Consider the following 24535-nt stretch of genomic DNA (forward strand, 5'->3'; position numbering starts at 1 on the left):
ATTTCGAGCCTATGTGGGTAATGAGCCGACCCCTTCCACATAGCGAATGGGATCTGCCGGTAATCCAGTTGCGGCGCTCAGCTCCAGGCGCCAGTAACCGACATCGTGCCACCGGCCTAGTTTGAAACCCACCTGAGGAAAGGTTCCGATATGGATGAAGCCCAGCCGCTCATGCAAACCTACGCTGCCTGGATTGGGCAGCGCTATGCCGGCATAGGCTGCGTTGAATCCTTGCTTGGAGAGTGCGGGAAGCAGCTCGGCATAGAGGCTACGACCCACCCCGGAGCGGTACTCTCCGTCCGCGACATAAACAGTGACATCCACCGCCCATCGGTATGCGGCCCGTGCACGATGTTGACTGGCGTACGCGAAGCCAACCAGGCGCCCATCACGCTCCGCGACAATATATGGATAGGTCTGCAGCGTCTTGATGATGCGCTGCCGCATCTCCTCGGTTGTCGGCGCTATTTCCTCAAATGAGATCGCCGTGCCGGTCACGAAAGGGGCGTAGATGGCCTGGATCGCCGCAGCGTCATCGGGCCGGGCTTGTCTGACTTCAATGCACATGTCTGCCTCAGATTGAGCGCTGATTTACTCGGACGGAAAGCTGCTCGGCGCTTTCTTTGCGTTCCGAATACCGATCCACCAGAAACTGCTGGCGATCACGTAACAACAGGGTGAATTTGACCAGTTCTTCCATGACGTCCACCACGCGATCGTAGTACGCAGACGGCTTCATGCGGCCCACATCGTCGAACTCCTGATAGGCCTTTGGGAGCGACGACTGGTTGGGGATCGTGAACATGCGCATCCAGCGGCCCAGCACCCGCAGCTGGTTGACTACGTTGAATGACTGCGAGCCGCCGCAGACCTGCATTACCGCCAGTGTCTTGCCCTGGGTGGGGCGCACGGCCCCAAGCGCGAGGGGAACCCAGTCGATTTGGGCTTTGAACACGGCGGACATTGCGCCGTGACGCTCCGGCGAGCACCAGACCTGGCCTTCCGACCACTGCACCAGGTCACGCAGCTCCTGCACCTTGGGATGCTCCACCGGCACGTCGTCAGGTAGCGGCAGACCAGAGGGGTTAAAGATGCGGGTCTCTGCGCCGAAGTGCTCAAGCAGGCGCGCTGCTTCTTCCACCAGTAGGCGGCTGAATGAGCGCTCGCGGGTCGATCCGTATAGTAAAAGGATGCGCGGCTTGTGCTCGCTGATAGAGGTTGTCGCTGTCGGTAGGTCAAACAGCGAGAGATCGAGATTAGGCAGTTGATCGGACATGCTTCCTCCTGGTTACAGAGCGCCAATGCGATCCAGCTCGCGTTTGAGTTCGTCGCGGCTAAGGGTGCCAAAAGAAAGGGCGAAGAACGCCCGGCAGCGTAACTCGATGCGAGCCAGCGTGGCGCGGAATGCTGCTTCGACCGATGCATGGTCAGCCACGACATCGGACGGATCCTCCAGCCCCCAGTGAGACTTCAGTGCAGGGCCGAAATACACCGGGCAAGCTTCACCTGCTGCCTTGTCGCACACCGTGATGACGATGCCAGGAGGACGGTCCACGAACGCGTCATTGCCCTTGCTGCTCAGCCCTTCGGTTGAGATGCCGGCATGCTGCAAAGTGGTCAGGGTACGAGGCAACACTTGGCCCTTCGGAAAACTGCCGGAACTGACGGCTTCAAATCCGGGAGGCGCCAAGTGACTGAACATTGCCTCGGAAAGGATGCTGCGGCAGCTATTGGCCGTGCACATGAACAGGACTCGCATGGGGGCTCCTCCGCTTCGTGGCGGATGTCAGAGGCTCAGGCGCAATGCCAGGGCCGAAAGAGTGACCAACAGAACCGGCAGCGTCAGCAGGATGCCGACCTTGAAGTAGTAACCCCAGGTGATGCGCACGCCTTTGCGCTCAAGCACGTGCAGCCAGAGCAGCGTGGCGAGGCTGCCGATAGGGGTGATTTTTGGGCCGAGGTCGCAACCGATGACGTTGGCGTAGATCATCGCCTCACGCACCAGCCCTTGCGCCTCGCTGGCCTGGATCGACAGGGCGCCAACCAGCACGCTGGGCATGTTGTTCATGACAGAGGATAGTAATGCGGCGATCAACCCAGTGCCGATGGCGGCAGCCCACAGCCCTTGCTGCGCAAGTCTGTCGAGTAAGTGAGTGAGCATATCGGTGAGGCCGGCGTTCTTCAGCCCGTAGACCACTAGGTACATGCCAAGAGAAAAGATCACCACCTGCCAAGGCGCTTCGCGTAGCACCCGACGGGTCGAAATGCGGTGCCCGCGAGCGGCGACGGCAAAGAGGATCGCCGCACAGGCTGCGGCTACCGCACTGATCGGGATACCAAGTGGTTCCAGGGCAAACAGGCCGATCAACAGCACCACCAGCACCCAGCCACCGACGTTGAAGGTTGCGCGGTCATGAATCGCCTCGCTTGGGACTTTCAAGGCCCCGACCGTGTATTGCTTAGGGATGTCACGGCGGAAGAACAGGAATAGCACCAGCAACGTTGCGCCCACGCTGGCGAAATTCACCGGCACCATCACCGAGGCGTACTCGCTGAAACCCAGCCTGAAGTAGTCGGCCGAGACGATGTTCACCAGGTTGGAGACTACCAGCGGCAGGCTCGCCGTATCGGCGATGAAGCCGGCGGCCATGACGAAAGCCAGCGTCGCGGCAGGAGAAAAACGCAGCGCGAGAAGCATCGACATGACGATGGGCGTGAGTATCAGCGCCGCACCATCGTTAGCGAACAGCGCCGACACGGCAGCACCGAGCAGCACGCAGAAGCCGAACAGGCGGTAGCCGCTGCCGTTTGCCCAGCGCGCCACATACAACGCGGCCCACTCGAAAAAACCTGCCTCGTCCAGCAACAGGCTGATGATGATGATGGCGATGAAGGTGGCGGTGGCGTTCCAGACAATCGCCCACACGGTTGGGATGTCGTGCAGCGAAACGGCACCCGACGCCAAGGCGATGAGGGCACCGAGTGCGGCACTCCAGCCAACCCCAAGTCCCTTCGGCTGCCAAATTACCAAGATTAGGGTGAACACAAAGACGGCAATTGCAATCAGCATGAAAGCCTCGCCCGATGTTGATCAGCAGCAGGCAGCGTCACGAACGGGGCGGCCGTCCATGTTTTGCAGCCGAAGCGAGTTTTCTGCCAACCACTGTGAGTTGGCCTGCAAGGTTACCTGCAGCATTTCATGCACCCAGTCGGGAAGATCCGGATTTAGGCGGTAGTACACCCATTGACCCTGTCGACGGTCCAACAGCATGCCACTGCTGCGCAACTGCGCTAGGTGGCGACTTATCTTGGGTTGGCTGTCATGCAAAGCGCACATCAGTTCGCAGACACAGAGTTCACCGAGGCTAGCGATCAGCAAGGTGGCGCGAGCACGGGTCTCGTCGGATAAGTTCTTGAACACATCGGGCGGGGTAATCATGGCTGCACCATAACATATGGAAATCCGAATATACGAATATACATATGTGTGATGCAAGCAGATACGGTCTGAAAGTCCGCTGTGGGTCGATAGCAGACTTTGAATCAGCGGAGCATACGCCGGGAACGACGTGCGTTATGCCGGATCGGCATCATGGCCGGATGAAAGCCATCGGACCAATTCGCGAACCAACTCATGAGTATCGGTGAGGAAGTGAGAGGAGTTTGGCCCAGCAAAATCGACACATTCCCACCCGCAAAACCCCATGGCATAGCGCATGGTGATGTTTGCTGTGGAGATCAAGTGCTTGTCCTGCGGGGGGGGGGCCAGAGGTGTATTTAGCCCCTTGCGTCACGGTTGGACCACGCATGGGCCAATCGTGACGCGGGGCGGCAGCTTCTCCAGCTCCCTCCAGTCCGAGGAGGAGCTGATCCATTTCGCGTAGGTCGAGAGCAACATCTCAACGCTATGGCCGAGCTGATTTGCAATGAACGCAGGGTTCATCCCAGGCATCAAGCACATGGTTGCGTAGGTGTGGGGGGGCGTACTGCCGGCGGTCACGGATGTTCAGCGCCTTGGGCGCTGATTTGAACTGGCGGATTGTAACACTTGTCTCGCCGATCCACAGCCCACCTTTGTTCGGCTGGAATAGCAAAGGGTATTGCTGGTGCGTCAATCTGGATGTCATGCAGCGAGGTGCAGCCGCTGACGGCGGCCGCCCCAGGCACCGTGTGGAATCTCAGGAAATCGGAAAAGCTGCCGAGCTGCAAAACAGCGGCATGCTGCATTACCTCACTTAAGCGCACATAATGCAGCACACAGGACGCACGACGGGGTGCGGCTCGAGGCACGGAAGGACGACCAATGACCGAGAAGGAGGAGCTGGAGCTTGAGAAGCTTCAGGCTGAGATTCACAAGCTCACTGCCGAGGCGCGAAAATTGATCGCCGAGGCCAACAAAATGAAGCGCGAGACGCTGTTTTACCCATTTGTCGCGGTGGGAGGGCTAGTCACCGTCATCGTTACCGCTGCTGCCTTCATTCAAAAGCTCTAGCCTGCCCACTTAGAAAACAGGCTTGCGCCGAGCGGTCTTGAGCTTTACGCCAATTCGGTCGACACTAGCGCCATAGGGTCTTGCGACAGGCGTGACCTGGCATCCCAAGCGAGGACGACCATGAGCCATGATCAAGTTATCAAGCAGATGAAAGAGAACCTAGCACAGCTGGGCAGCGAGGTCCGTGAGGGCACGCAACACCAAGCGCGCAGCATCTTTCTGTCGGCTGCTGCAGGCGCAGTGTTCGCCCTGGCGACGAGCTGGGTAGCGTTCAAGCTCTTTTCCTGATCATTTGGGGCTGCCACCGGCAGCCCCCGATAGCCTGCTCAATTTCTTGAGGCCAATCCAGGCCTGCCTGGACTTCCACGCTCTGCTTTGCGAAACCGACTAGAGCCGCTCCGATATCTCTATCAAGTTGAGGTCCGGGTCGCGCACATAAATGGATCGGATAGGTCCTGTGGCGCCGGTACGTTGAACGGGGCCCTCAATGATTGGCCACTGTTGTGCTTTCAAGTGGGCTACGACTTCCTCAAGGCTGATCGAGGCGATGAAGCAGAGGTCCAGTGCGCCCGGTACCGGCAAGTGAGCTTTGGGTTCGAATTCGTGGCCACGCACGTGCACGTTGATCTTTTGCTCACCGAAGCGCATAGCCAAGCGCCCAGCACCGAAGTTTTCCAGCTTCATGCCCATGATGCGGGTGTAGAAATCCTTGCATGTCTCGACATCGATGGTTGTCAAAACGAGGTGATCAAGATGGTCGATCATTTCTCTGCCTCTCTAGGTGAGCAGTTGGGGTCCGATGAGCTTTTCGTCCTGACCAACGAGCGAAATAGAGCGCTCCCTGACAACAGTGCTAGCCAGGCAAGCTCAGGTGCAGCAAGGGGAAGGGGCGACCCTCGCCATCCAGAGGGGAGCGGCCTGTTTGGATAAAGCCATAATGCAGATAGAACCCAACCGCTTCCGGATTCTGCTCATTCACATCAACACTGATTTGACCGCGCAAACCGCGGGCATGATCCAATAGCGCGCGGCCGATGCCTTCACCTCGCCGATCGGGTTCGATAAACAGCATTTCTACGTGGCTTTCATTAAGCCCAATGAACCCAAGCGGTCCGTCCTTGGGCTCTTCCGCGATCCATAATTCGACAGCAGGCAGGTAGACATCGCGCAGTTGAACAAGCAATGCCTCAATATCGGCTTGCTGCAAGAAATGGTGGGTAGCGCGCACAGCGCGCAGCCAAATGTCCAGCAGCTGCGGATGGTCGACATTAGTGGCCTGGCGAATGATCATGGCATCATCCTTAACAGGTAATAGTTGGAAAGGGGCGCGGTAGGCGTGATAGGAAGCCTACGCGTCATCAGTATCGTGGCCGAGCGTGCAGTGCCTTGAGCGCGGATTTGACGAGGCCGATTGTAATGCATGGCTCATCAACTTTATTAGACCTGACATGACCTGATGAAAAACTATCAATGCCTAATTATGGCCACTGTCATGCTTTCAAGCTGTACTGCGCAACCTGCACGGCCAGTGATGGAGGAGGCTCAGTACAAGGGCTTTGCGCTGTCATCCATTACCGGGGAGCAGTGCGCGATCACCGGAATGCTGGATGTCGACCTGGCTGCTGCCAATAGTGTCATGCTTGAAGAGCATGCTGCAGCATTTCAGTATGACCCCGCAAGGATGGAGATTGAGCGCCGGCAAGCGGCTATCGACATCAAGCATGAGGACGGCGTATCGGAGCCTGCCTGTAACGCGCTTGCTTATGAGGTATTGAGAACACTGGCGGTGCGTAGGATCGAAGATCAGTCAGCGCTGCAGCACAGGCGGATAGCCTTGCAGGAAATGAAGCAGGCGGGCGGTGCTGTTCCCTGACCTGCCTATAAACGGGACACGCATGCATAAGCGTTTTCAGAGATGGTTTACACCAGTACGCAAGCGATGGGCTGGGGCAGCATTGATCGTTATCGCGTTGCTCGCAATGGCAATGAACTCCGCAAGCAGGTGGCCTTGGGTGCTGGCGACTGGTGTGATCTGGCTGATCGCGACCTGGTTACCCAGAAGATGACGGATCGTCAGTCACAACTGCTGGAACTCGATGCGCTGTCACCAGAATGGCTGTCACTCGAAGGGTCGCTGTTGCTGACATGATGGCCGTCATGGTGTCGTCCCGAACAGGTAATGGGCGCTGGCTCATCGTTGTTCGTGAACGCAAAGGAGCAGGCATGGCTGATCTGGCTGGAATCGGTTGAACGGTTGAGCCCAGCCTGCCCTGACTTATTTTTGCGCTTGAACAAGCGCGTGAAGAAGGTAGGCATGACTAGCCCTTTTCGAAAAGCCTGTTGAGAAGCCCCTCTTGATGCACATTGTCGTAGCACCCAGGCTGGTTGGGTGGTGTGGCGTCGCAGGGGATGTTTCGCTGATCCCAGCGACTGCCATAGGGGCTGTTGAAGTAGTGATTGCATCCTGTAAGCAGGGTCGCCATCAGCGCGATTAGTAGACCTTTATTCATTGCAACCTCATCCACCAAGTGTCCCGGTTAGGACGGCGTTGGCAATAAGCAGGGCACAGGTGAGTCGAATCAAATGGCTCCTTTCCAGTTCAACCAATACCGCGACCATCAGCCCTGTAAGCTGCGGTATTTGCCAACCAGTCAGCCCGCGTCATCTGCCAGAGTTCAACATCCATCAAGCCGCTTACAAACCATCCTTTCTGCAAGCCCACCAAGCGCATGCCCTCAAATTCTGATACTCGACGAGATGCGTGATTGGCCACCGCCTTGGGCACCTGCATGATCGGCCGCGCCAGTGTTTCGAACCAGTAGGCGGTGACGACTGCGCACGCCTCACGCATATAACCGCGACCCCACCACTGCGGTGCCAGCCAGAAACCCCTGTTGTTTCCGGGCTGTTCGAACAGGCTAATGCTGCCCAGTCTGCAGTCAGGGTCATCACGCATGCGAATCATCCAATGCCATTCACAACCTGCCGCCATTCCCGGCAGCGCAATGTCGCGAACATAGGCCAGGGCGCCGTCGACTGGGTAAGGCCATGAAACCCGACTATCCAGATAGCGCACCACCTCCCATTGGGGGAATTGCTCTTGGATGAAGGCAACGTCCTCCAAGCACAGACGCGTGAGCACCAGCCGATCAGTAAAAAGCGTGGGATGACCATCCATGGAGTTGATACCTCTTGGTCCTTTAACGAGTAAGGCTATCGGTCTGAGTCTGACGCTCTGTGCTTATCGAAGTCAGGCTGATGCGTCCTTCAAGGCATATTAACCATTGACCCGCACAGCCAACAAAGCCCGTTCCTTGCTCAGCGGCTTGAGCAGGCCTGGCTGGTCTCCAATTTTCATGAACAGATAATGGTCTCCACGCTCGCCACGGAGGATGCGATAGACCTGGGCGGTTCTGTCCGTACTGGGCGAGGTTAATTTGTCGACCAGTAATGTGTACCTAGTGACCCCTAAGGTGCTCAAGGCATCTGCAAGTTCGGTATCGATCTTCGCTCGCCATTTCTTCATGACGTGCCGGTGCGCCATGACCGTCAGGCTAATCGCCAACAGTGGCATCACCGCGGCTGAGAAGAAGGTAACTAACGTGTTCATGATTTATGCTCGCGGCAGATGTGCAGTGTGTCCAGGCATCGCCAATGGCTCCCTGTCGGCATGGTCCTGCATTATGGCACTGACGTTTTCCGCTCGTCTGATCGATAACGCTCGATGCCATATTTTGCTAGTAGCCCAAGCGGCGGGCCGCTAATGTCCCCCGTAGTGGCCATTAGACTAAAGTATTAGGAGGCGCGATGCGGATGCGCGGCAGTGTGTTCTGGTCCTGGGCTGATCCTACGTTGCACCACCGCGCGCACGAAGAGACGTTGATCGACAGAACGTCGATCAATGTTCAGGTTCGCTTGTCGCGAAACGGCCGGGTTCAATTGTTCATCGGTGTCTATGCCCCGGGCGGCATGCCTGTCTATGAGGAGGCGTTCGACGACCGCCCAAAGGAGTCCATGTCCCGGGCATTGGCCTGGGGCGTCATGAAGGCCCGTGATGTGGCTTCGTGCAATTCCCTGGGCATCCCCAAGCGTGATCATGGAACGTGATGGCTGCGTATGCGCCTGAACTGCTGGGCGCGACCAATGCCTAACGCATGACACGTTGAGGAGCTTGAGCATGACTGATCAGCAGCATGAACCCAAGAAAGATGAGGTACCGGCTCACGCCACCGAGGAGGAAAAAGCGAGGCTCAAGGACAAGAACAAAGATGGGATACCGCCCGGCGTTGCCTGATAGTGCTCACTGGGCGTGAACTTCTGAATGCCATCGCTTATCTGACTTACGCGCCGGCTCGCCCGGCCGTGGACAGTCGTCTTTCAAGCGGATAGTTGCGTATGTTTTCAGAGGATTTCTACGGTATCTACCTCGTTGTGGAAGCGGTGGTGGCTTTCGTTATATTGGCGATCGCCGCTCACTGGAGTCAGGGTATCTGATGGAGCGAGGCGGCACGGGTCACCCCGTGCCGCTGCATCTTTGGTGATCGATCGCAGCCAATCGTCGACTCAGCCCCTGATCACCTTTAGCCGTGCTCGGCCTGCTTCGGTAATCGCGTTTTCGCCTTCGTCACTGATGCGGTACCGCCCCGAAGGCATCTTGTGAATCGAGAATCGCACCAGTCCGCTGCGGGCAAGCGCTTGCCCGGCTTCATAACTCATTGAACTTTCAAGATCGAATACCTTGATTTCACCAATTTTGAAACGTGAAAACGCGATGAGTGCTGAATCGATGACGTCTTGGCTGACGGAATGAACGTGTTCCATTTGACTTCCCAGTTCGTGAGTGGCCCGGTCCGTGGGCAATAGCAACGGACCCTGGCAGTTCGTCGAAAGCCGAACGCTACTACGCGCGATACGGAACGTGTACTGGGTTTGCATCCACGCTGGATGCAAACCCAGCGACAGTGACTGCGCTCCGGAAGTGACAGATGCCTTCACTCAAGAGGTCAACTGAACGCTCGAATAGCAGCCAGGCGGGTAGAGGCGTCATGGGGGCTTTGCTTTTAACAAACCCAACCGCAATACTTCGCTCATTCAATTGGAGGAACGTGCGTGGAAACAAGAAGTGCTGTGGCTGAAATGTTCATTGGTATTCCAACACATTTCTGGGTATTGCCCGTAGCAGGTCTGATCGCATACTACGGCGTCAAATGGTCAGCCAAGCCTACACCAAGCGCGCAGTGGATCAGAAGGGCAACCTATTTGCTGTTGATCGCCTTGGCTCTGATCCCGAATGCATTCTACACGCTCATGCCGCCTAACCCCGGCCCTGAGCAGCTCATCGATAACCACCCAATGCCCAATTATGCCGGCCGCTTGTACTTGGACCTGTTCTACGTGTTCAGCGGGTGGGCTTTGAGCAAGGTGGTCAAGCTCAGGTTTCGTTGAGGCGATCTGCAGTGCATGGGGATCGAACACAATGCGTTACTTGTTAGGCACCGTAGGGCAAAGCGAGCTCTGCATCTTGGTTGCTACCTCGCGCAGGGCTTCGGTCACCTGTGCAAGGGCTTGGATGTGCGCGTCCACGTCGATCTGATCAGGATGGGCACCCCGCGCCTGTATGAAGCGCGCATGGCCATTGAGGGCTTTGCCAAGCGCTTCTAGATGATCTGCGGTTTTGACCAAGTCCGATTTGATGCAATCGAGTGATTCCATGAACACGTTGACTCGCTGAAAGATGAGTCAACGTTAGCATGTTCGCGTCCGCTGCGCCTGGCGACGCTTGCGGCAACGGCGCAGGGCGATGGAGCGCCTGGACGCACTCTGTTTCTCCACCTGGCCGCGCGCCCCATCAGGACGGTGCCTGGTCTTCGGACTGCACCATCAGCACCGATCCTTGAGCGTCCGTGCCCAGTAGGACAGGGCCGCCATCAGCACGGGCTTCTGCAAGCGCTGTATCAGGGGTGCGAAAAATCTGCTGACGCTGATCGGGACTTACAAGGGTCACCAGCTTACCGCTCTGGTAAAACAACCGCGTTTGTTTGGACGGCTCTTTCATGGGTTCGGCATCCTTAGGTAAGGCGTTCTTGTGCCGGGATTGGCCTGATGACATTGCCAGTCTCTACCTGCCCATGCTACTGGCAGAACTGTCAGGCGACAGCGCGCGCAGCGCCGGCTACTCTATCAAGCGTTCCGGATTGAAGAAAAAAGATGCGATCAGAACCGCAGCGATAACCCCGGTGGCGTCAGCCAGGAACAACGACAGTGAGTGACTGTTGCCCACTGATGCGCCAAGTCCTGTAGCAAAATTCACCCCGTGCGGGAATGCAGCAACCATCAGTAGAACACTGGCCAGCAGACAAGCGAGCAGCTTCATGTAAAGCCTGCCGAACGCCAGCCCATAGGTCCAGAACACCAGGATGCACACCATGGCCAGACCAGTGGAGGTTGCAAACTGTGCAAGCACTTCAAGCCACCACACCATGTAGGACTCCAACGAATAGCCAAATTAGATCAGTCAATCAGTGCCACATCACCGTGGCCGTGCATGATTGCTCATCAGAAACAACACAGGCTGCATTCGTTCCGTAGGTAGTTCAATAAAGGGCAACCGCGATGTTTTCAGCATTCGACGATGGTCCATTACTCGTTCCTGCTCTGCTTGCTAAAATGCCCGCAACTGATCGAGGCCAAAGAAATGCCTAATTACCTTTATGTCGTGCCGGCGCTGTGCGTAGTACTTGTGGGCTGCGCCTCCCCAGGCAAGCCCACTGCCAGCAAACTCACATCCAAAACGCCCCAGCAGTATGCAGCCTGCGTAATGCCGCAGTGGCAGGCACTGGCACCCAATTCAACGCAGAAATCCATACCCCATGGCGTACGTATGACAGCGCCAAGTGCGGTGACGACCGATGATGTGTTGGAGGTGATCGAATCGGGCGAGGGTAGCCGTGCAACGTTCTACAAAGGCAGCTTTCTGTCGGGCGACAAGCTGAGGGTGGCGGCACGCGAATGTCTTGATTGACACCAGCGGTGGGCGGATTTGCTTACGTAGGTGATTGCAGGAAAAAGGGCGGTCCTTCGCCTACTGAAGTGTGTGGTGGTTTCGCCCGCCGTTCATTGGAGCAGTGCAGGCTTGCGTGCGGTTTTGCGGCGTACTACATTGCATACCCAGCGCTTGCCGCACCGGTAAGGCGCGCGGATGAACGTAAGGTCAGCGATCAACCTGGCCCCTTGTGCTTTCAGGGCTTGTGCGAGTTGTGCGAGCGTCTCAGCTTCGATAGTCATGATTCACCTCGTCAGTTTCTTGCAGCGTTCACAAGTGTTGACCGGTGCTGATTCGCAGTAATTCAGTTCCATTACGGTTAGTCGCTTTGTCATAAGCACCCCGTCGCAAGCTGCCTTTTGGATCCCGAGTCGCGATATGCCCAGTTTGTACACCCTCATGCCATCGCCAGTTGGCACGCTGACCCTCGTCTCTCAGGATCAAAGGCTGAGTGCGGTGCTGTGGGAGCAGGAACGAGAGAACAGGGTACGCCTTGGCCCGCTGCAGCGTGAAGACCGCTGCCCTGTTCTGATCGAAACCGCACATCAACTGAGCGAATACTTTGCCGGTAAACGTCAGCGTTTCGATCTGGCCTTGGCATTCACTGGAACGGCGTTCCAGCGTCAGGTGTGGGACGCGTTGCTGAGCATCCCCTTCGGTGAAACCCGCACGTACGGTCAGATCGCCCAGCAAATCGGCAACCCCAGTGCCGTGCGGGCGGTGGGGGCTGCCAATGGGCGCAATCCGATTTCGATCATCGCACCCTGTCATCGCGTCATAGGGGCTAGCGGCGGGCTTACCGGCTTTGCCGGTGGGCTGGCAGCCAAGCAGTTGCTACTGGCCCTCGAAGGCCGGCAAACGTTGCCATTGCACTTGCAGCTTCAGCCTAGCCAGTAGACGCCGGCGCACGACGTCGCCGTCAGGACCGTACCTACCATGAGCGAGTACTCCCAGCGCACCCGGCGCAACCGTTGCTCAACGGCGCGCAGGTATTGACCTGGGGTCGGGGCATCGGTGCGATGGCGCATACCCTCGGCGATGTCAGCCACCTGGCCATCGAGTAGCAATCCGACCACGTAGTAGCTTAGCCCGTAGCTCGCCAGGGCCATTACCAGGTAGATCACGCTGGCGCGTCCAGCGGCATGATGCTGGCAGTGCCAGCCTCGGTGTCCAGTAGCAGCATGCCTTCGCTGTGAGGGTCCAGGCAACCCAGCAGGCGGCCCTCACTGTCCCATGCCGCAGAACCACCGGCCGCCACGAAATGGTCGGCAGGTCCAACGCAGTTGGCCATCAGCACGATCAAGCCCAGTTCTCGCGCCACCTGCGGATAATGCGCGTGTCCTTCCCCTACGCCTTTTGCCGTCTTGGCCACACTGACCAGATAGATGTCTGCCCCTCGTTCTTTGGCCGATGCAGCGTGGGCCATGAACATGGATTCATAGCAGATGGCCGGCGCGATTCGGTGCTGCGCCGCCTGGATCAGCGAGGTGCTCGCCCCAGCGTAGAAGTAGGGCAGTTCATCTTCGTGCAGGCGCTGTTTAGCATAGGCTTGGCGCGGGGCGCTCGGGGTAAAGATCGGCATGCCGATCTGGATGCCGTTCGGGGTTGGCAGTGGTAATCCCGCCGCAACGATGATGCCCAGGCGGTCACTTGCCGCTTGCAGCGGGTCCAGATGTGGAGAGCATAGGGGCAGCGCAGCCTGACGGGCAATGCTGGGTTCGTAACCGGTCAAAGACAACTCGGGAAAGACAATCACGGCAGCGCCCACGTTCGCGGCCTGTTCGATGCAGGCCAGATGACGCCTGACGTTAGCAGCCACATCGCCCTTGAGTGAACCCAGTTGCGCAGCGCACAGCTTCATGACACTTCCTTCCCTGGTACGTGATCGCCGAGCATACTCCCGACCAGACGCTTGTGCCATGCTGTCCAGGCAAGGGCCTAGGGTCTTTGCCTACTTGCTAAGGGATCAGGTCATGCAGCGTTTCCAGGTTGTTGGCGCCAATGTTCTGGGTCGAGACCTGGCCGTGGGAGACATACACGGCCATTTCGACCGGTTGCAGCAAAGCCTGGACGCCGTCGGTTTCGATACGGGCAAGGATCGGCTGTTCAGCGTTGGCGACCTAGTTGATCGCGGTCCAATGAGCCGGGCAGCCCTGCACTGGCTGGAGCAGCCATGGTTCTACGCGGTCCAGGGCAACCACGAGTCACTGGCGATCAACCTGGTGCGTGGCGGCCGGCTGGACCTGGACATGTACCGTGCGGCCGGGGGTGGATGGTTCATCGATTCAGCGGCCGCTGAGCAGCTGCGCTTCGTCGAACGCTTCGAACAGATGCCAATCGCTTTGCAGGTCGAGTCGGCAAGCGGCCCTGTGGGCCTGCTGCATGCCGACAGCCCGTTCGATGACTGGTCGACCCTGGGTACCTGGCTCGAACTGGGCGACGATCCAGACGTACTTGAAACCTGCCTGTGGTCAAGGCGACGTTTGAAGCAGGGCGATACCACGCCCATAAATGGGCTGCGTGCCCTGCTGGTCGGCCATACCACCGTCCAGTCTGTCAGGCAGCTGGGCAATGTGTGGCATCTGGATACCGGGGGATGGACCAGTGGGCATTTCAGTCTGATGGACCTGCGTACGCTGACGCTCGTCAACGCCAGGCCAGCGTGATCAGCAAACCCATGCCGAGCAGCAGCAACACGAGGCCCGACAACCGTTCGAGCAAGGGCAGGGCGGCGCTGAATCGCCGCAGCACCCGCGGGTGGCCTATGCCGACGGCGACCAGCAAGTCCCAGGCAAGCACCGCGCAGAGCATCCAGACTCCGTACGACACCTTCCACACCGTGGAACTGCCCGCCACCAGGCTGGCCAGGCTTGCATAAAACAAGGCATTTTTAGGATTGAGCAGGCCTGACAGCAAGCCCATCTGCAGGTTGCGCCACCAAGTGGGCGATGTGCTGCCCGAAGTCGCGCAGACGCTGGTACTGCCGGCATGACGCACAAAGGCAATACCCAGGTAGATGAGATAAACCGCACCAGCCAGTTGCAACAGGTCGAACAGCACGCTGCCCTCGTGCAGTATGGATACTCCGGTAAATGCCAGCACGATGAATACCCCGTTGCCCAATGCAATGCCCAGGCATGCACCGCTGGCCACGCGCCAGCCGCTGGCAATGGCAGTTCGGGCAATCAGGAAGAAGTCCGGCCCTGGCGACAACAGCGCCAGGAAGTGGGCGAGGGCAATCAGGATAAACGCTTGCATGGTCGCAGGTTACTCGGCGCTTGAGGTCAGTTGCCCGAGTGTGCGGGCACATGAACCCCGCGTATTGAACAATATTGCAGGTGATGACCGCGCAGCCTTACTTCGTGGTCTGCCCCTTGAGGTATAGCCCGGGTGTGATCCCGACATGCGCCTTGAATACCCGCTGGAAATGACTTTGATCAGCGAATCCCAGGTCGTGGGCGACTTGCACCAATCGGTGACCCTGCCGGAGCAGTCGACGACTCTGGTTGATCCTGGCGTTGAGCACGTAGGCGTGCGGAGTCAGACCTGTGGCAGCGCGGAACGCGCGAATCAGTTGATAACGGCCAAGGCCGGCCTCACGGGCAAGTGACTCCACGGTCAGGCGAGTCGGGTCCTGGTCGCGCAGGTCCATGAGCAAGCCCTGCAGCGCCGGCGCTTGAAGGACGGGTGCTGCGGCCGAGGGCGAGAAAGTATCGAAATCCATGTCGCACAGAAAAGCGATCAACTCGGCCTCCTTTTGCACCGGGGTCGCCTCGGAAAACAGCACGGCATTCAGTTGGCAGAACCGGCGGTACGCCTCGGCATCCCGGCTGACACGCGCCGGTTGCTCAGGGGCGCCGCAGGGCAGGCCGGACTCAGTGCGCAGCTCGGCCAGCCAGCTCGCATCCACATGCACCATCTGGTAGCTCCAGGGCTGGTCTGCCTCGGGGTTGCAGGCATGGACCCGGTGCGCGGGGACCGCCACCAGCGTACCGGGGGTGAGCCGCTCGGTACCGCAGCCTGCACCCGTGAACAAGCTGGAGCCTGCGTCCACGGCACCGATGGAGAATGTCGGATGGCTATGGGCCTTGTAGCAGGCTCGGCTGTTACAGGCGCGGCGGCTCTCGACCTGCGGCAAGCGCGGGTCTCGCCACAGGGTGGTAGTGGAATGGGGCATCGAAGGGTCCTTGTGATGACCGACAGCTTAAACAGCCGCTGCTCGCCCGTACAGTTGTGGCACGTGGCTGTACCTTGACGCTGCGGCCCGGTACCTGCGATACAACCCGTGAATTCAGAGGAGAGAGAGATGGACACTGCCAGCCTGATGCTTTTCATACCGGCCTGCTTTGCCCTGAACATGGCACCAGGCCCCAACAACCTGTTGTCGCTTCACAACGCCAGTTGCTATGGCTTGCGTACCGCGTGCTTTGCCGGGGTAGGACGCCTGCTGGCCTTCAGCGGCATGATAGGCCTTGCGGCCATGGGCCTGGCCGTGGTCCTGCATACCAGCGAAACCCTATTCCTGACGATAAAGGTGGTGGGGGCGGTGTATCTGTTCTACCTGGCGTGGCAACTGTGGCGTGCGCCAGTGGCCGCAGCCGTCGAGGCTGGGTACCCGCCATGCAACGGTTGGCGTCTGGCGCGTCAGGAGTTCATGGTTGCAGCAGGCAATCCGAAAGCCATCTTGATATTCACGGCTTTCTTGCCACAGTTCGTATCGGTCGCCAGCCCCGTCCCTGTAGGTCAACAGTTCCTGCTACTGGGCGCTCTGTTTCTGCTGCTGGAGTGGGCAGCTATCGCGCTCTACGCCGCAATCGGCGCCTATTTGCAGCGATGGTTTTCAAGGCCGCGGCCGCGTAAGTTGTTCAATCGCACGAGTGCCGCGATGCTGGCAAGCGCTGGAGCAGGGCTGTTGGTCGTCCGGCGTTGAAGAAGGCCAGGGCGCGTATTACCCTCGCGCCCCTCTTGCGTGTCAGAACTGCCAGCGCACACCCAGGTTGACGCCGCTAGCCTCCTGTTCACGGCTGTCCAGGTGCGTCGTGTACTGAACCCCGCCGTGCACGCTCAATGATGTGTTGAGTTGCGCTGCAACACCTGCCTCGGCTTGCAGGGCGGTATAGCGGTAATCGGTCTTTACCTTGTCCGTGTTGTCGAACACCAGCGTGTCCCGCCCGCCGTCTCCATGCCACAGGTTCACTTGCGCGTAGGGCTGCAGCAGCCGGGTGCCGTTGGCCTTGAATCGCCCCTCAAGGCGTAGCCCAACGCGGCCAGTGAGCTCGACCTGCGCGTCATGGTCGATGTGCGATACACGATCGCTGGTGGTATCGAACTTGGTTTTCTGGGCGATGACCTGAGCCTGCGGCTCGATTGCCCAGTGCGATGACAAGGCTATGGGCACGCCGGCTTCCAGCGAAGCGGCCCAGGCGTCCCCATCCAGGTCCAGCTTGTCGCCTCGGTCCGAGCGCGCCCGCCCATCCAGACGGGTGTACTGCAAAACGCCATCCACATAGCCACCGTCTGCACCTACCCAGCTCCAGTACACACCTGCACTCTTGCCATCCAGGCGCAGGTCACCGACGCTGCGGTCCTCCTGTGCCAATGCAAAGCCCTTGACTCCGGCCGTCAAGCGAGACTGGCTCACGTACACCCCTGCGTGTTGACGGGCGCCGGTATCACTCACATGAGCGTACACGTCCTGACCAACCTTGAAGCCATACAGGTCGCCATCGAGGCTGGGGCTGACAGTACCGCTCCACTGTTGACGGAGCGCGCCGCCGTACCCCTGACCCCAAGCAGCAGGCAATGCGCCCTGGCCCTCCAGCAGTTGCTGGTCACCCTGACGCTGATGGAAAGTGCCCAGTGCCTGGCGCACCACGACAGCAGCCCCCCTGGGGGCGGCGGCGTAGACCGCGACCTCGGGACGATACAGTGGCAGGCTTTGGTTGCCGGCGATCGGGGCGGGCAAGTCCAGTTGCCCTGGGGCCGGAGCGGCAACCGGCGGGGTGATCGCCGGCTGCGGTGCAGCCGGTTGCTCGGGGTCCGGCTCGCCAGGCACCTCGGGCTCAACCGGCGCTGTCACCACCGGTGGCGCCACCAGCGTCGAGCGCAGGTACCAGTTGTTCTCGCTGCCGGCGGTGACGCCGCCTTTGAACAATCGGTAGTCGTAAGCGCCCGCTGAAAGGGTTTGCGTTTGCACAAAGGCTGTCGCCGTACTGGTGGCACCATCGCGTGCTTCCACCACCTGAATGCCGTTCTGGTATGTCGGCGCGCCGGCTCCACCCAGGTTGTTGACGATCAGGCCGGTCGTCCCCGTTATGGAGCCAGCGCTGACCACCAGGCGATCTGAGGGCGAATTGTCGCCGGCTAATACGCTGTTCACGCGCAAGAAGCCATTTTCGCCGACATAGTCGCCCTGGAGAGTAAGACGGCCCAGGGCATCGCCACCCTCGGTGAGGTTGAGCGTACCGGCGTTGCTCACCGATGCCCTTTGCCCTGGACCAAACGCTGTGATCACGCCCTCGCTGGAGGCTAGGACGCTGTTGTTGTCGAGCGTGAGCCTGCCGGTTCCGGTGCCGGCGTCTCCAAGCACCAGGGTGTCGTCGAGCGCCAGCTGGCTTAGATTGGTCAACGCCACCGTCTCCCAATTGAGGTAACGAGCACCGCCCACCACGCGGCTATTGTCGAATGTGAGCGCATCGTTGCCTTCGCCACCATTGATCGTGATCGTCAGCGTTTCCGGGTTGAGCCCGGAGAGCAGCGCAGTGTCGTCGCCCGGCCCGGCATCGACTCTCCCGCCGATCGTCCCGCCATCCCAGACGAAGCGATCGTTACCCGTGCTGAGCAGTACATCCCCCGCGACACTGCCGCCATGAATCAAAACGCTGTCGTCGCCGCCGCTGACACTGATATTGCCGCCAATAGTGCCGTCGAAGACTTCGATGTAATCGGTGTCGAACGCGGCGATGACGTTCCTGTCAACGCTGCCACCGCGCATGATGAAGGTATTCTTGTCCAGGCGCAGGTTGACGTTTCCGATCCGCCCGCCATCCATTTCGGCGTAGTCGCCGCTGTCGAAGGTGCCCTTGATCCAGCCGCCGGACATATAGAAGGTGTCCAGCCCGTCACCTTGGTTGACGTTGCCCTCGATCACGCCGCCGCTCATGACGAAGTCATCGATGCCGCCGCCCTGATTGACATTGCCGGCGATCGTGCCGGAGCCCATATCGATACTGTCCCGGCCTGGACCGAAGGTGACATCGCCTTCGATGGCGCCGGTGCCATTCGCCGGAAACACCAGGCGGTTGTCGCCCTCGGTATCGACGAGCGAAGGCGATGACCCGCTGTCGCAGACATACGTGTCGTTACCGGCGCCAGGGGGAAATGTGCAAGCTGCCTGAGCAGATGGCAGGGCTGCGCCCAGTAAACTCAGTGAGCCCACAATCAGTCGTACACGCATAGCGAAGCCTCCATCCCAAGCCAGCGCGCAGCATCGGTTGCGCGGGGTCAGGCACTTTTTACAGAGGCAGGCTTGAGGGCGACAACTGGCAGAACTGCTAGCTGCTGGGTACTGAGGTGGCAGTGTTGAGACTCAGTCGCGGTAGAACGTCTGTACCAGGTGATAGCCGAATTTGCTCTTCACAGGCCCATGCACCACGCGCAAGGGTTTCTTGAAGATGACCTGGTCGATCGCACCGACCATCTGCCCAGGTCGAATCTCCCCGAGATCGCCGCCACGCTTGCCCGAGGGGCAGAGGGAGAACTTCCTGGCGAGCACATCGAACGCCTCACCCTTGGCGATGCGCTGCTTGAGCTTTTCAGCTTCGTCAGCAGTCTTGACCAGGATGTGGCGGGCTTGGGCTTTCATGATCTACCTATGCATGCAGCGAGAGAAAGCAGGCATTATGCCCGACGCACCGCTAGCCGTGCGAACCGGCATGGCTTATTGCGCCAGCCATCCACCGTCCACGTTCCAGGCTGCACCGCGTACCTGGCTGCCAGCCTCGCTGCACAGAAACAGCACGAGTTCGCCGAGGTGCTCAGGGGTTACGAACGCCTGCGAAGGCTGTTTTTCCGCGAGCAAGTCCCGCTGTGCCTGCTGGGGATCGATGCCGGTTGCTGCACGTGCGTCGATCTGCTGCTGCACCAGCGGCGTCAACACCCAGCCTGGGCACAGGGCATTGCAGGTCACGCCGCTCATGGCAGTTTCCAGCCCTACGACCTTCGTCAGGCCAATCACCCCATGCTTGGCGGCGACGTACGCGGATTTGCCTGTGGAGCCGACAAGCCCATGAACCGAGGCGATGTTGATGATGCGCCCCCAGTTGCGGGCACGCATGCCTGGCAACACCAGGCGGGTGCCGTGGAAGACCGCAGACAGGTTCAAGGCAATGATCTTGTCCCAGCTATCCACCGGGAAGTGCTCGACGGATGCCACATGCTGGATGCCTGCATTGTTGACCAGGATGTCCACGGCACCGAATGCCTGTTCAGCAAAGGCCAGCAGGGCCTCGATCTGAGCGGCATCGGCAAGGTCTGCGGGGTGATGCCGCACCTGCACCCCTAACTGCTCAAGGCTGGCGATGGCCGGTGAAGGGTCACCAAAGCCGTTGAGCACGATGCTGGCCCCCGATCGCGCCAGCACATGGGCAATGCCCAGGCCAATGCCGCTAGTGGAACCTGTGATCACTGCTGTCTTGCCTTTGAGGGTCATGCAAAGCTCCCTAGCAGCGCTCCGGCGCTGACTGGAACGAAGAAAGCCATTGGGCATCGCCCGGGATGGGCTGAGCGTAGGAGCGGAGCGGCTGATCAAAGGTTCCGTGGGTACCTTCGCATGGCGCCAATGCAGCAGCTTTGAGCCACTCCCTCCTACCGGGCTTGCTTCGCAGGACTTAGTCCTGGCGGCTGGTCACTTCCAGCAGGTGGTAGCCGAACTGGGTCTTGACCGGACCCTGTACGGTGTTGACCGGGGCGCTGAAGACGACAGTATCGAATTCCTTGACCATCTGGCCTGGACCGAACGAGCCCAGGTCACCACCCTGGCGGCTGGACGGGCAGGTGGAATTGGCCTTGGCGATTTCACCGAAGTCAGCACCCGCTTCGATCTGGGCCTTGAGTTCTTTGCACTTATCTTCGCTGTTGACCAGGATGTGACGGGCGGTTGCACGTGCCATGGGGTACTGCTCCTTGGGAGGGTAAAGAGGCAAAGCCTAACGCACTTCAACCGGTTGTGTCTCGCAGGGTTCGGCCTGCCGCTCACCCAGACGTCGTGCCGCATCGTGCAACAGCGTTTCGGTGGCGCTCCAGCCAAGGCAGCCATCGGTGATGGACACGCCGTATTTCAGCGCCCCTTTGCCGAGCGCCTGACAACCCTCGAACAGGTGCCCTTCGATCATCATGCCCACGATCGAGGCGTCCCCATTCAACCGCTGTTGCAACACCTCGTTGAACACAGCCGGTTGCCGGGCCGGGTCCTTGCCACTGTTGGCATGGCTGCAATCGACCATGATGCGCGCAGGCAGACCCGCTTTGGCGAGCCCCTGGCGGGCTAGGGCGACGCTGTGGGCGTCGTAGTTCGGGCCCTGATGGCCACCGCGCAGCACCAGGTGAGTGTGCGCATTGCCCAGGGTTTCGACGATCGCAGGGTAGCCCTGGGCATCCATGCCGAAATGCCGATGGGCATGGGCAGCGCTGCGCATGGCGTCTGTCGCGATGGACACGCCACCATCGGTGCCGTTCTTGAAGCCCACCGGCAGCGCCAGCCCGCTGACCATTTCCCGATGAATCTGTGATTCGGTGGTACGGGCGCCGATGGCAGCCCAGGCCAGCACATCGTCGAAGTAGCCAGCAGCCATGGGTTGCAACAACTCGGTCGCGACCGGCAGGCCCCGTTCGATCATGCCCAGCATCAGCCCCCGCGACAGGGCCAGGCCTGCGTGCATGTCGTCGCTGCCATCGAGGTGAGGATCGTAGGCCAGGCCCTTCCAGCCCACTGTCGTGCGCGGCTTTTCCACGTAGGCACGCATCACCAGCAGCAGGCGATCATCGACCTGGCGGCTCAACGCGGCCAGGCGATCGGCGTATTCCAGCGCCGAGCGCGGATCATGCAGCGAGCACGGCCCTACGATCACCAGCAGGCGGTGGTCGCGTCCTTCGAGAATGTCGCAAATGGCTTGGCGGTGCGCCTGGACTTGATGAGCGAGCGAGGCAGAGAGCGGCATCTGCTGTTTGAGCAGGTGCGGACTGGGAAGGCGGCGGCTGACAGCGGTATTGGCAGCTTGAGGTTGGGTCGGAGGCAGGGCGAGGCTGGATGCTTGCATGGGGGGGTTCCTTGGGCGGACGGCAGGCGCTATATCCTGCGCGGTCGGCCCTATCGAGGTGTTCGACAGATCGGTGATTGGCTATTGGTTGGGGCTGTGCCACCTGTGCAGAACCGATCGGAGGCGGCAGGCTGGCCCGAGCGGACGTGACTAAATCGCCAGGTGAAGGTGCCAGCTACGTAATAGGTGTCGTATTTCATGAATCTGTCCTCTGAATCGTTTGGGTGTAGGCCTGAAAAACAAAACCCCCGGTCGGGAGGCCGACCGGGGGTTTGAGTATTCTCATGTTCGGCGGCCCCTCGAAGGTGGACGCCGTGTGGGTATCGGCGCCTAGTGGCTAAACCAATACCCGAAGTAATAGGAGGCAGGTGCATTTACAGACACGGTCACAGCCGATACTGGGCGCGAAGCGCGGCCAGTGGCAAGGACGAGTGTGTGGATGGTTGCTTGCATGTTGCTCTCCAGTGAATGAGCCCGAGCTTACTGCACATTGCGCGGGCCATTCAATGGAAAAATGCTATGAGCGCAATCGATGGGATGATTACGTTGGAGGGTCACGAGACCGCGGTCTTAGTGACTGTCTTGATCTTCAGCTTGCCCACCGGTGGCACCTGCGCCGGAGCCTGTGGCTTCGCCGGTGCTGTTGGATCCGCCTGCCGCACCGTCATGGGCACCTGCTGCGCCGGCGTTGCTGCTGTCATTGTCACGGCTGCTGCCTGGGGTATTAACGCTGCTGCCTTCACCTGCAGTCTTGCCGCCCATCTGGTCGGTTTTCGGGTGCATATCGGTGTTGGTAGTGTCAGTAGCGGCCTGACTGGTACCGGCCAGGGTGGCCAAGGCGAATGCAACGGACAGCGAAAGGCTACGGATGCGAATCATGGCGAAGCTCCTGTGCATGGAATCTGTCATTGCTTTGGCAAAGACCTGCACAGGAGGTGCCCTGAGGGCGACGGATGGTCGTTTACGGCACGCTTACCTCAACAGGCCTCGCCATGATGCGATGGCTTGGGTTCGGCCGTTTCCATCGGAGGATGCTCCTGGGCAGCATGCATCAGGTCCTCGGTAACCCGCAGTTCAGCGCCGGTAGGCGAGAAGGTGGTGGAGGCGGTGAACGGGGCAGGGTGTTCCGCGGCCGGACGCTTGCCGCGCCGCCACAGGAAAAAGCCCACCATCAACAGGTTGACCACGGCAAAGGCCCAGAAAAGCCCGGCTTCGCCAAACTCGGTCATGACGGGCGAAATCGCCATCGGCGCCATCGCCGAGCCCAGCGAGTTGATCAGCAGCAGCCCTTGGATCATGGGCACCAGGGCATCGGATGGGGCACGGTCGGCCGCATGGCTGACCGCCACCGGGTACAGGGTGAACACCCCGCCGCCCAGCAGAAACAGCATCGCCGGTAGCAGGAACGCATCCGAGGGCAGGAATACGGTGACCAGCGCCAGCGCAGCGCACACCGCAGCCAGGGCAATCAGCACGTCCTGGCGGTCCTTGCGGTCCGACCAACGCCCCACGGGGTATTGCAGCAGCATGGCCCCGAGGATGACCCAGGCCATCATATTGCCCACTTCGCCAACGTCCAGCCCGATACGTTGGAGGTACAGCGGCAGCAACGTGTAGATCCCGGCTATGGCCACGCCGGAACCAAAACATCCCACCAGCCCCGAGGGTGCCACGCCCAACAGCTGCCGCGGCTTGAGCGGCTCAACCTGGTCCAGCAGTGGCGAGACCCGTGGCAGGATCACGATCGGCAACACCGACAGCGCGGTGAGCACACCCGCCAGCATGAAGGGCGCCGTCTCGCCCAGGCGGGTAATCTCGCCAAGCCCTGCCTGGGCCAGCACCCCGGCGCCATAGAAAGCGATCATGTACAAGGCCAGCAGGCGACCGCGGATCTTGGCGTCCCCGGCCAGCAGCAACCAGCTTTCGATCACCAGAAACACACCCACGGCCGCCCAGCCATTGATCAGGCGCAGCACCGACCACCAGGTCACGTCATAGAACAGGCCTTGCAGCAGGATGGTGACGCCGATCAGCGATGCAAAGCTGGTGTAGGCGCGGATATGGCCGATGCGCAGGATGAGCCGATCATTGAAGATGGCGCCCAGGGTCAGGCCGATGAAGTAGGTGGACGAGACGATGCCGATGGTGGTGGCAGACTCGCCAGCCTCGCCGAGTCGCAGGGTGGTCAGAGAAGACATGAAGCCGTTGCCCAGGGCAATGATGAACAGCCCGAGCAGCGGCGCCAGCGCCATGGCCAGCAAACGCGCAGACATAGGTACCTCAAGTTGGATATGCGAAGGTTGGCCTTTTCGAGCGCGCACGCCGATCGACCCGGATAGGGTAGAGGCTGCACGGATGCGACCTGGGCAAGACTCAACCGCTTGGCCATGCGAGAAGACGGCCGGGCGGGGAGGGTTGAGCCTATTTCACATGAGCGTTCATGGGGTCAGGCGCGGACTCGGTCTTGGTTGCCGGTTGCCACCGTTCAAGGCGACGGGCGAAAAGGAAGCGCGATTCTACGGGCTTGCAGGGTTTTGCCAAGGGTTGACTGCCTGCGGCGCGATGCCGCAGTCTCGGAAAGACATGCCAATGTCTTTCCCAGGCAAATCTCCCGCTCCCGCTCCCGCTCCCGCTGTTGCTGTTGCTGTTGCTGTTGCTGTTGCCGTTGCTTTGGCTTTTGCTTCT

General features: G+C 59.8%; 36 protein-coding genes and 1 pseudogene. 11 read left to right on the forward strand and 26 right to left on the reverse strand.

All coding sequences use genetic code 11. From position 1 onward, the window contains the following. Positions 1-9: 9 nt before the first annotated feature. The 6 genes and pseudogenes from ACF8GB_RS08200 to ACF8GB_RS08225 all read right to left on the reverse strand — a co-directional run bounded on the left by ACF8GB_RS08200 (position 10) and on the right by ACF8GB_RS08225 (position 4115). Positions 10-567 carry an arsinothricin resistance N-acetyltransferase ArsN1 family B gene (locus tag ACF8GB_RS08200; RefSeq protein ID WP_392526850.1) on the reverse strand — a complete coding sequence of 186 codons (558 nt, stop codon included), beginning with the start codon at positions 565-567 and terminating at the stop codon, positions 10-12. Positions 568-574: 7 nt separating this feature from the next. Continuing rightward, entirely contained in the window at positions 575-1276 is a 702-nt protein-coding gene (gene arsH, locus ACF8GB_RS08205; protein ID WP_058638269.1) for an arsenical resistance protein ArsH, read from the reverse strand. A gap of 12 nt (positions 1277-1288) precedes the next feature. Beyond that, positions 1289-1759: an arsenate reductase ArsC gene (locus tag ACF8GB_RS08210; RefSeq protein WP_392526851.1), complete on the reverse strand. Its 471-nt coding sequence runs from the start codon at positions 1757-1759 to the stop codon at positions 1289-1291. Between the two features lie 27 nt (positions 1760-1786). Continuing rightward, positions 1787-3070: an arsenic transporter gene (locus tag ACF8GB_RS08215; RefSeq protein WP_058638267.1), complete on the reverse strand. Its 1284-nt coding sequence runs from the start codon at positions 3068-3070 to the stop codon at positions 1787-1789. Between the two features lie 21 nt (positions 3071-3091). Beyond that, complete coding sequence (locus tag ACF8GB_RS08220; protein ID WP_058638266.1) at positions 3092-3439, reverse strand: metalloregulator ArsR/SmtB family transcription factor; 348 nt, start codon at positions 3437-3439, stop codon at positions 3092-3094. 338 nt (positions 3440-3777) lie between these two features. Next, positions 3778-4115 (reverse strand): annotated as a pseudogene (locus tag ACF8GB_RS08225) (integrase). Between ACF8GB_RS08225 and ACF8GB_RS08230 the strand changes: the two are divergent. The 3 genes from ACF8GB_RS08230 (at position 4003) to ACF8GB_RS08240 (ending at position 4780) form a co-directional block, all read left to right on the forward strand. Further along, positions 4003-4239 (forward strand): hypothetical protein, encoded by a 237-nt coding sequence (locus tag ACF8GB_RS08230; protein ID WP_326383746.1) that lies wholly within the window; start codon positions 4003-4005, stop codon positions 4237-4239. The pseudogene ACF8GB_RS08225 and the gene ACF8GB_RS08230 sit on opposite strands and share 113 nt — an antisense overlap. A gap of 64 nt (positions 4240-4303) precedes the next feature. Further along, positions 4304-4492, forward strand: coding sequence for a hypothetical protein (locus ACF8GB_RS08235; protein WP_027916391.1), 189 nt, complete (start codon positions 4304-4306; stop codon positions 4490-4492). Between the two features lie 120 nt (positions 4493-4612). Further along, the gene (locus ACF8GB_RS08240; RefSeq protein ID WP_165919287.1) at positions 4613-4780 is read left to right on the forward strand and encodes a hypothetical protein; all 168 of its coding nucleotides are present in this window, start codon (positions 4613-4615) and stop codon (positions 4778-4780) included. A 99-nt stretch (positions 4781-4879) separates the two neighbouring features. On the opposite strand, the gene ACF8GB_RS08245 is transcribed toward ACF8GB_RS08240, so the two are convergent. Both ACF8GB_RS08245 and ACF8GB_RS08250 read right to left on the reverse strand, forming a co-directional pair. Then, positions 4880-5257 carry a VOC family protein gene (locus ACF8GB_RS08245; RefSeq protein WP_326383708.1) on the reverse strand — a complete coding sequence of 126 codons (378 nt, stop codon included), beginning with the start codon at positions 5255-5257 and terminating at the stop codon, positions 4880-4882. A gap of 88 nt (positions 5258-5345) precedes the next feature. Further along, positions 5346-5783, reverse strand: a complete 438-nt coding sequence (locus tag ACF8GB_RS08250) for an acetyltransferase (protein ID WP_058638265.1) — start codon at positions 5781-5783, stop codon at positions 5346-5348. Between the two features lie 165 nt (positions 5784-5948). Here ACF8GB_RS08250 and ACF8GB_RS08255 point away from each other — a divergent pair, with 165 nt between their 5' ends. Further along, positions 5949-6365, forward strand: a complete 417-nt coding sequence (locus ACF8GB_RS08255; RefSeq protein ID WP_196126669.1) for a hypothetical protein — start codon at positions 5949-5951, stop codon at positions 6363-6365. 42 nt (positions 6366-6407) lie between these two features. After that, positions 6408-6641, forward strand: coding sequence for a hypothetical protein (locus tag ACF8GB_RS08260; protein ID WP_392526852.1), 234 nt, complete (start codon positions 6408-6410; stop codon positions 6639-6641). A gap of 450 nt (positions 6642-7091) precedes the next feature. On the opposite strand, the gene ACF8GB_RS08265 is transcribed toward ACF8GB_RS08260, so the two are convergent. Next, positions 7092-7670, reverse strand: a complete 579-nt coding sequence (locus ACF8GB_RS08265) for a GNAT family N-acetyltransferase (RefSeq protein WP_058638262.1) — start codon at positions 7668-7670, stop codon at positions 7092-7094. Between the two features lie 99 nt (positions 7671-7769). Continuing rightward, positions 7770-8102 carry a hypothetical protein gene (locus ACF8GB_RS08270; RefSeq protein ID WP_058638261.1) on the reverse strand — a complete coding sequence of 111 codons (333 nt, stop codon included), beginning with the start codon at positions 8100-8102 and terminating at the stop codon, positions 7770-7772. Between the two features lie 197 nt (positions 8103-8299). On the opposite strand from ACF8GB_RS08270, the gene ACF8GB_RS08275 reads away from it, so the two are divergent. Further along, positions 8300-8599 (forward strand): hypothetical protein, encoded by a 300-nt coding sequence (locus ACF8GB_RS08275; RefSeq protein WP_058638260.1) that lies wholly within the window; start codon positions 8300-8302, stop codon positions 8597-8599. Between the two features lie 456 nt (positions 8600-9055). Here the strand turns inward: ACF8GB_RS08275 and ACF8GB_RS08280 are convergent, their stop codons facing one another. Further along, positions 9056-9313, reverse strand: a complete 258-nt coding sequence (locus ACF8GB_RS08280) for a hypothetical protein (RefSeq protein WP_196126670.1) — start codon at positions 9311-9313, stop codon at positions 9056-9058. A gap of 315 nt (positions 9314-9628) precedes the next feature. On the opposite strand from ACF8GB_RS08280, the gene ACF8GB_RS08285 reads away from it, so the two are divergent. Then, positions 9629-9937, forward strand: a complete 309-nt coding sequence (locus tag ACF8GB_RS08285) for a hypothetical protein (protein WP_058638258.1) — start codon at positions 9629-9631, stop codon at positions 9935-9937. Positions 9938-9973: 36 nt separating this feature from the next. On the opposite strand, the gene ACF8GB_RS08290 is transcribed toward ACF8GB_RS08285, so the two are convergent. From ACF8GB_RS08290 to ACF8GB_RS08300, 3 genes are all read right to left on the reverse strand, one after another. After that, complete coding sequence (locus ACF8GB_RS08290) at positions 9974-10204, reverse strand: hypothetical protein (RefSeq protein ID WP_058638257.1); 231 nt, start codon at positions 10202-10204, stop codon at positions 9974-9976. A 136-nt stretch (positions 10205-10340) separates the two neighbouring features. Further along, positions 10341-10547 carry a hypothetical protein gene (locus tag ACF8GB_RS08295; protein ID WP_392526853.1) on the reverse strand — a complete coding sequence of 69 codons (207 nt, stop codon included), beginning with the start codon at positions 10545-10547 and terminating at the stop codon, positions 10341-10343. A gap of 117 nt (positions 10548-10664) precedes the next feature. Continuing rightward, complete coding sequence (locus ACF8GB_RS08300; protein ID WP_078478572.1) at positions 10665-10973, reverse strand: hypothetical protein; 309 nt, start codon at positions 10971-10973, stop codon at positions 10665-10667. 213 nt (positions 10974-11186) lie between these two features. On the opposite strand from ACF8GB_RS08300, the gene ACF8GB_RS08305 reads away from it, so the two are divergent. After that, the gene (locus tag ACF8GB_RS08305) at positions 11187-11513 is read left to right on the forward strand and encodes a hypothetical protein (RefSeq protein ID WP_392526854.1); all 327 of its coding nucleotides are present in this window, start codon (positions 11187-11189) and stop codon (positions 11511-11513) included. Positions 11514-11605: 92 nt separating this feature from the next. On the opposite strand, the gene ACF8GB_RS08310 is transcribed toward ACF8GB_RS08305, so the two are convergent. Beyond that, positions 11606-11776 carry a hypothetical protein gene (locus ACF8GB_RS08310; protein WP_023533860.1) on the reverse strand — a complete coding sequence of 57 codons (171 nt, stop codon included), beginning with the start codon at positions 11774-11776 and terminating at the stop codon, positions 11606-11608. Between the two features lie 136 nt (positions 11777-11912). Between ACF8GB_RS08310 and ACF8GB_RS08315 the strand changes: the two genes are divergently transcribed. Then, positions 11913-12431, forward strand: coding sequence for a methylated-DNA--[protein]-cysteine S-methyltransferase (locus ACF8GB_RS08315; protein WP_145256035.1), 519 nt, complete (start codon positions 11913-11915; stop codon positions 12429-12431). On the opposite strand, the gene ACF8GB_RS08320 is transcribed toward ACF8GB_RS08315, so the two are convergent. Continuing rightward, positions 12416-12658, reverse strand: coding sequence for a hypothetical protein (locus tag ACF8GB_RS08320; RefSeq protein WP_058604143.1), 243 nt, complete (start codon positions 12656-12658; stop codon positions 12416-12418). The genes ACF8GB_RS08315 and ACF8GB_RS08320 overlap by 16 nt on opposite strands. Continuing rightward, positions 12655-13395: a carbon-nitrogen hydrolase family protein gene (locus ACF8GB_RS08325; RefSeq protein ID WP_058638252.1), complete on the reverse strand. Its 741-nt coding sequence runs from the start codon at positions 13393-13395 to the stop codon at positions 12655-12657. The genes ACF8GB_RS08320 and ACF8GB_RS08325 overlap by 4 nt, the downstream gene beginning before the upstream one ends. Before the next feature lie 112 nt (positions 13396-13507). Between ACF8GB_RS08325 and ACF8GB_RS08330 the strand changes: the two genes are divergently transcribed. Beyond that, a complete protein-coding gene (locus tag ACF8GB_RS08330; protein ID WP_058638251.1) occupies positions 13508-14200 on the forward strand; it encodes a metallophosphoesterase in 693 nt (230 codons plus the stop codon). Here ACF8GB_RS08330 and ACF8GB_RS08335 read toward each other — a convergent pair. Both ACF8GB_RS08335 and ACF8GB_RS08340 read right to left on the reverse strand, forming a co-directional pair. Then, positions 14181-14792: a LysE family translocator gene (locus tag ACF8GB_RS08335; RefSeq protein ID WP_078478575.1), complete on the reverse strand. Its 612-nt coding sequence runs from the start codon at positions 14790-14792 to the stop codon at positions 14181-14183. The two genes, ACF8GB_RS08330 and ACF8GB_RS08335, sit on opposite strands and share 20 nt — an antisense overlap. 97 nt (positions 14793-14889) lie before the next feature. Beyond that, positions 14890-15711: an AraC family transcriptional regulator gene (locus ACF8GB_RS08340; protein ID WP_078478576.1), complete on the reverse strand. Its 822-nt coding sequence runs from the start codon at positions 15709-15711 to the stop codon at positions 14890-14892. A gap of 129 nt (positions 15712-15840) precedes the next feature. On the opposite strand from ACF8GB_RS08340, the gene ACF8GB_RS08345 reads away from it, so the two are divergent. Continuing rightward, complete coding sequence (locus ACF8GB_RS08345; protein ID WP_392526855.1) at positions 15841-16464, forward strand: LysE family translocator; 624 nt, start codon at positions 15841-15843, stop codon at positions 16462-16464. Between the two features lie 42 nt (positions 16465-16506). Here the strand turns inward: ACF8GB_RS08345 and ACF8GB_RS08350 are convergent, their stop codons facing one another. From ACF8GB_RS08350 to ACF8GB_RS08380, 7 genes are all read right to left on the reverse strand, one after another. Then, complete coding sequence (locus ACF8GB_RS08350) at positions 16507-18990, reverse strand: autotransporter outer membrane beta-barrel domain-containing protein (RefSeq protein WP_392526856.1); 2484 nt, start codon at positions 18988-18990, stop codon at positions 16507-16509. A 132-nt stretch (positions 18991-19122) separates the two neighbouring features. Continuing rightward, positions 19123-19398: a peptidylprolyl isomerase gene (locus ACF8GB_RS08355; protein ID WP_027916368.1), complete on the reverse strand. Its 276-nt coding sequence runs from the start codon at positions 19396-19398 to the stop codon at positions 19123-19125. 75 nt (positions 19399-19473) lie between these two features. Continuing rightward, on the reverse strand, positions 19474-20244 hold the full coding sequence (hbdH, locus tag ACF8GB_RS08360; RefSeq protein WP_196126191.1) for a 3-hydroxybutyrate dehydrogenase: 771 nt from the start codon (positions 20242-20244) through the stop codon (positions 19474-19476). A gap of 178 nt (positions 20245-20422) precedes the next feature. Beyond that, positions 20423-20704, reverse strand: coding sequence for a peptidylprolyl isomerase (locus ACF8GB_RS08365; protein ID WP_197844084.1), 282 nt, complete (start codon positions 20702-20704; stop codon positions 20423-20425). Between the two features lie 36 nt (positions 20705-20740). Then, entirely contained in the window at positions 20741-21850 is a 1110-nt protein-coding gene (locus tag ACF8GB_RS08370; protein WP_392526857.1) for a 3-deoxy-7-phosphoheptulonate synthase, read from the reverse strand. A gap of 570 nt (positions 21851-22420) precedes the next feature. Further along, positions 22421-22729, reverse strand: a complete 309-nt coding sequence (locus tag ACF8GB_RS08375) for a hypothetical protein (RefSeq protein ID WP_027916365.1) — start codon at positions 22727-22729, stop codon at positions 22421-22423. A 98-nt stretch (positions 22730-22827) separates the two neighbouring features. After that, a complete protein-coding gene (locus ACF8GB_RS08380; RefSeq protein WP_028687876.1) occupies positions 22828-24123 on the reverse strand; it encodes an MFS transporter in 1296 nt (431 codons plus the stop codon). Positions 24124-24535 lie beyond the last annotated feature (412 nt).

It is taken from the genome of Pseudomonas sp. xss_4 (assembly GCF_043104125.1).
Classification (GTDB): Bacteria; Pseudomonadota; Gammaproteobacteria; order Pseudomonadales; family Pseudomonadaceae; genus Aquipseudomonas; species Aquipseudomonas parafulva_B.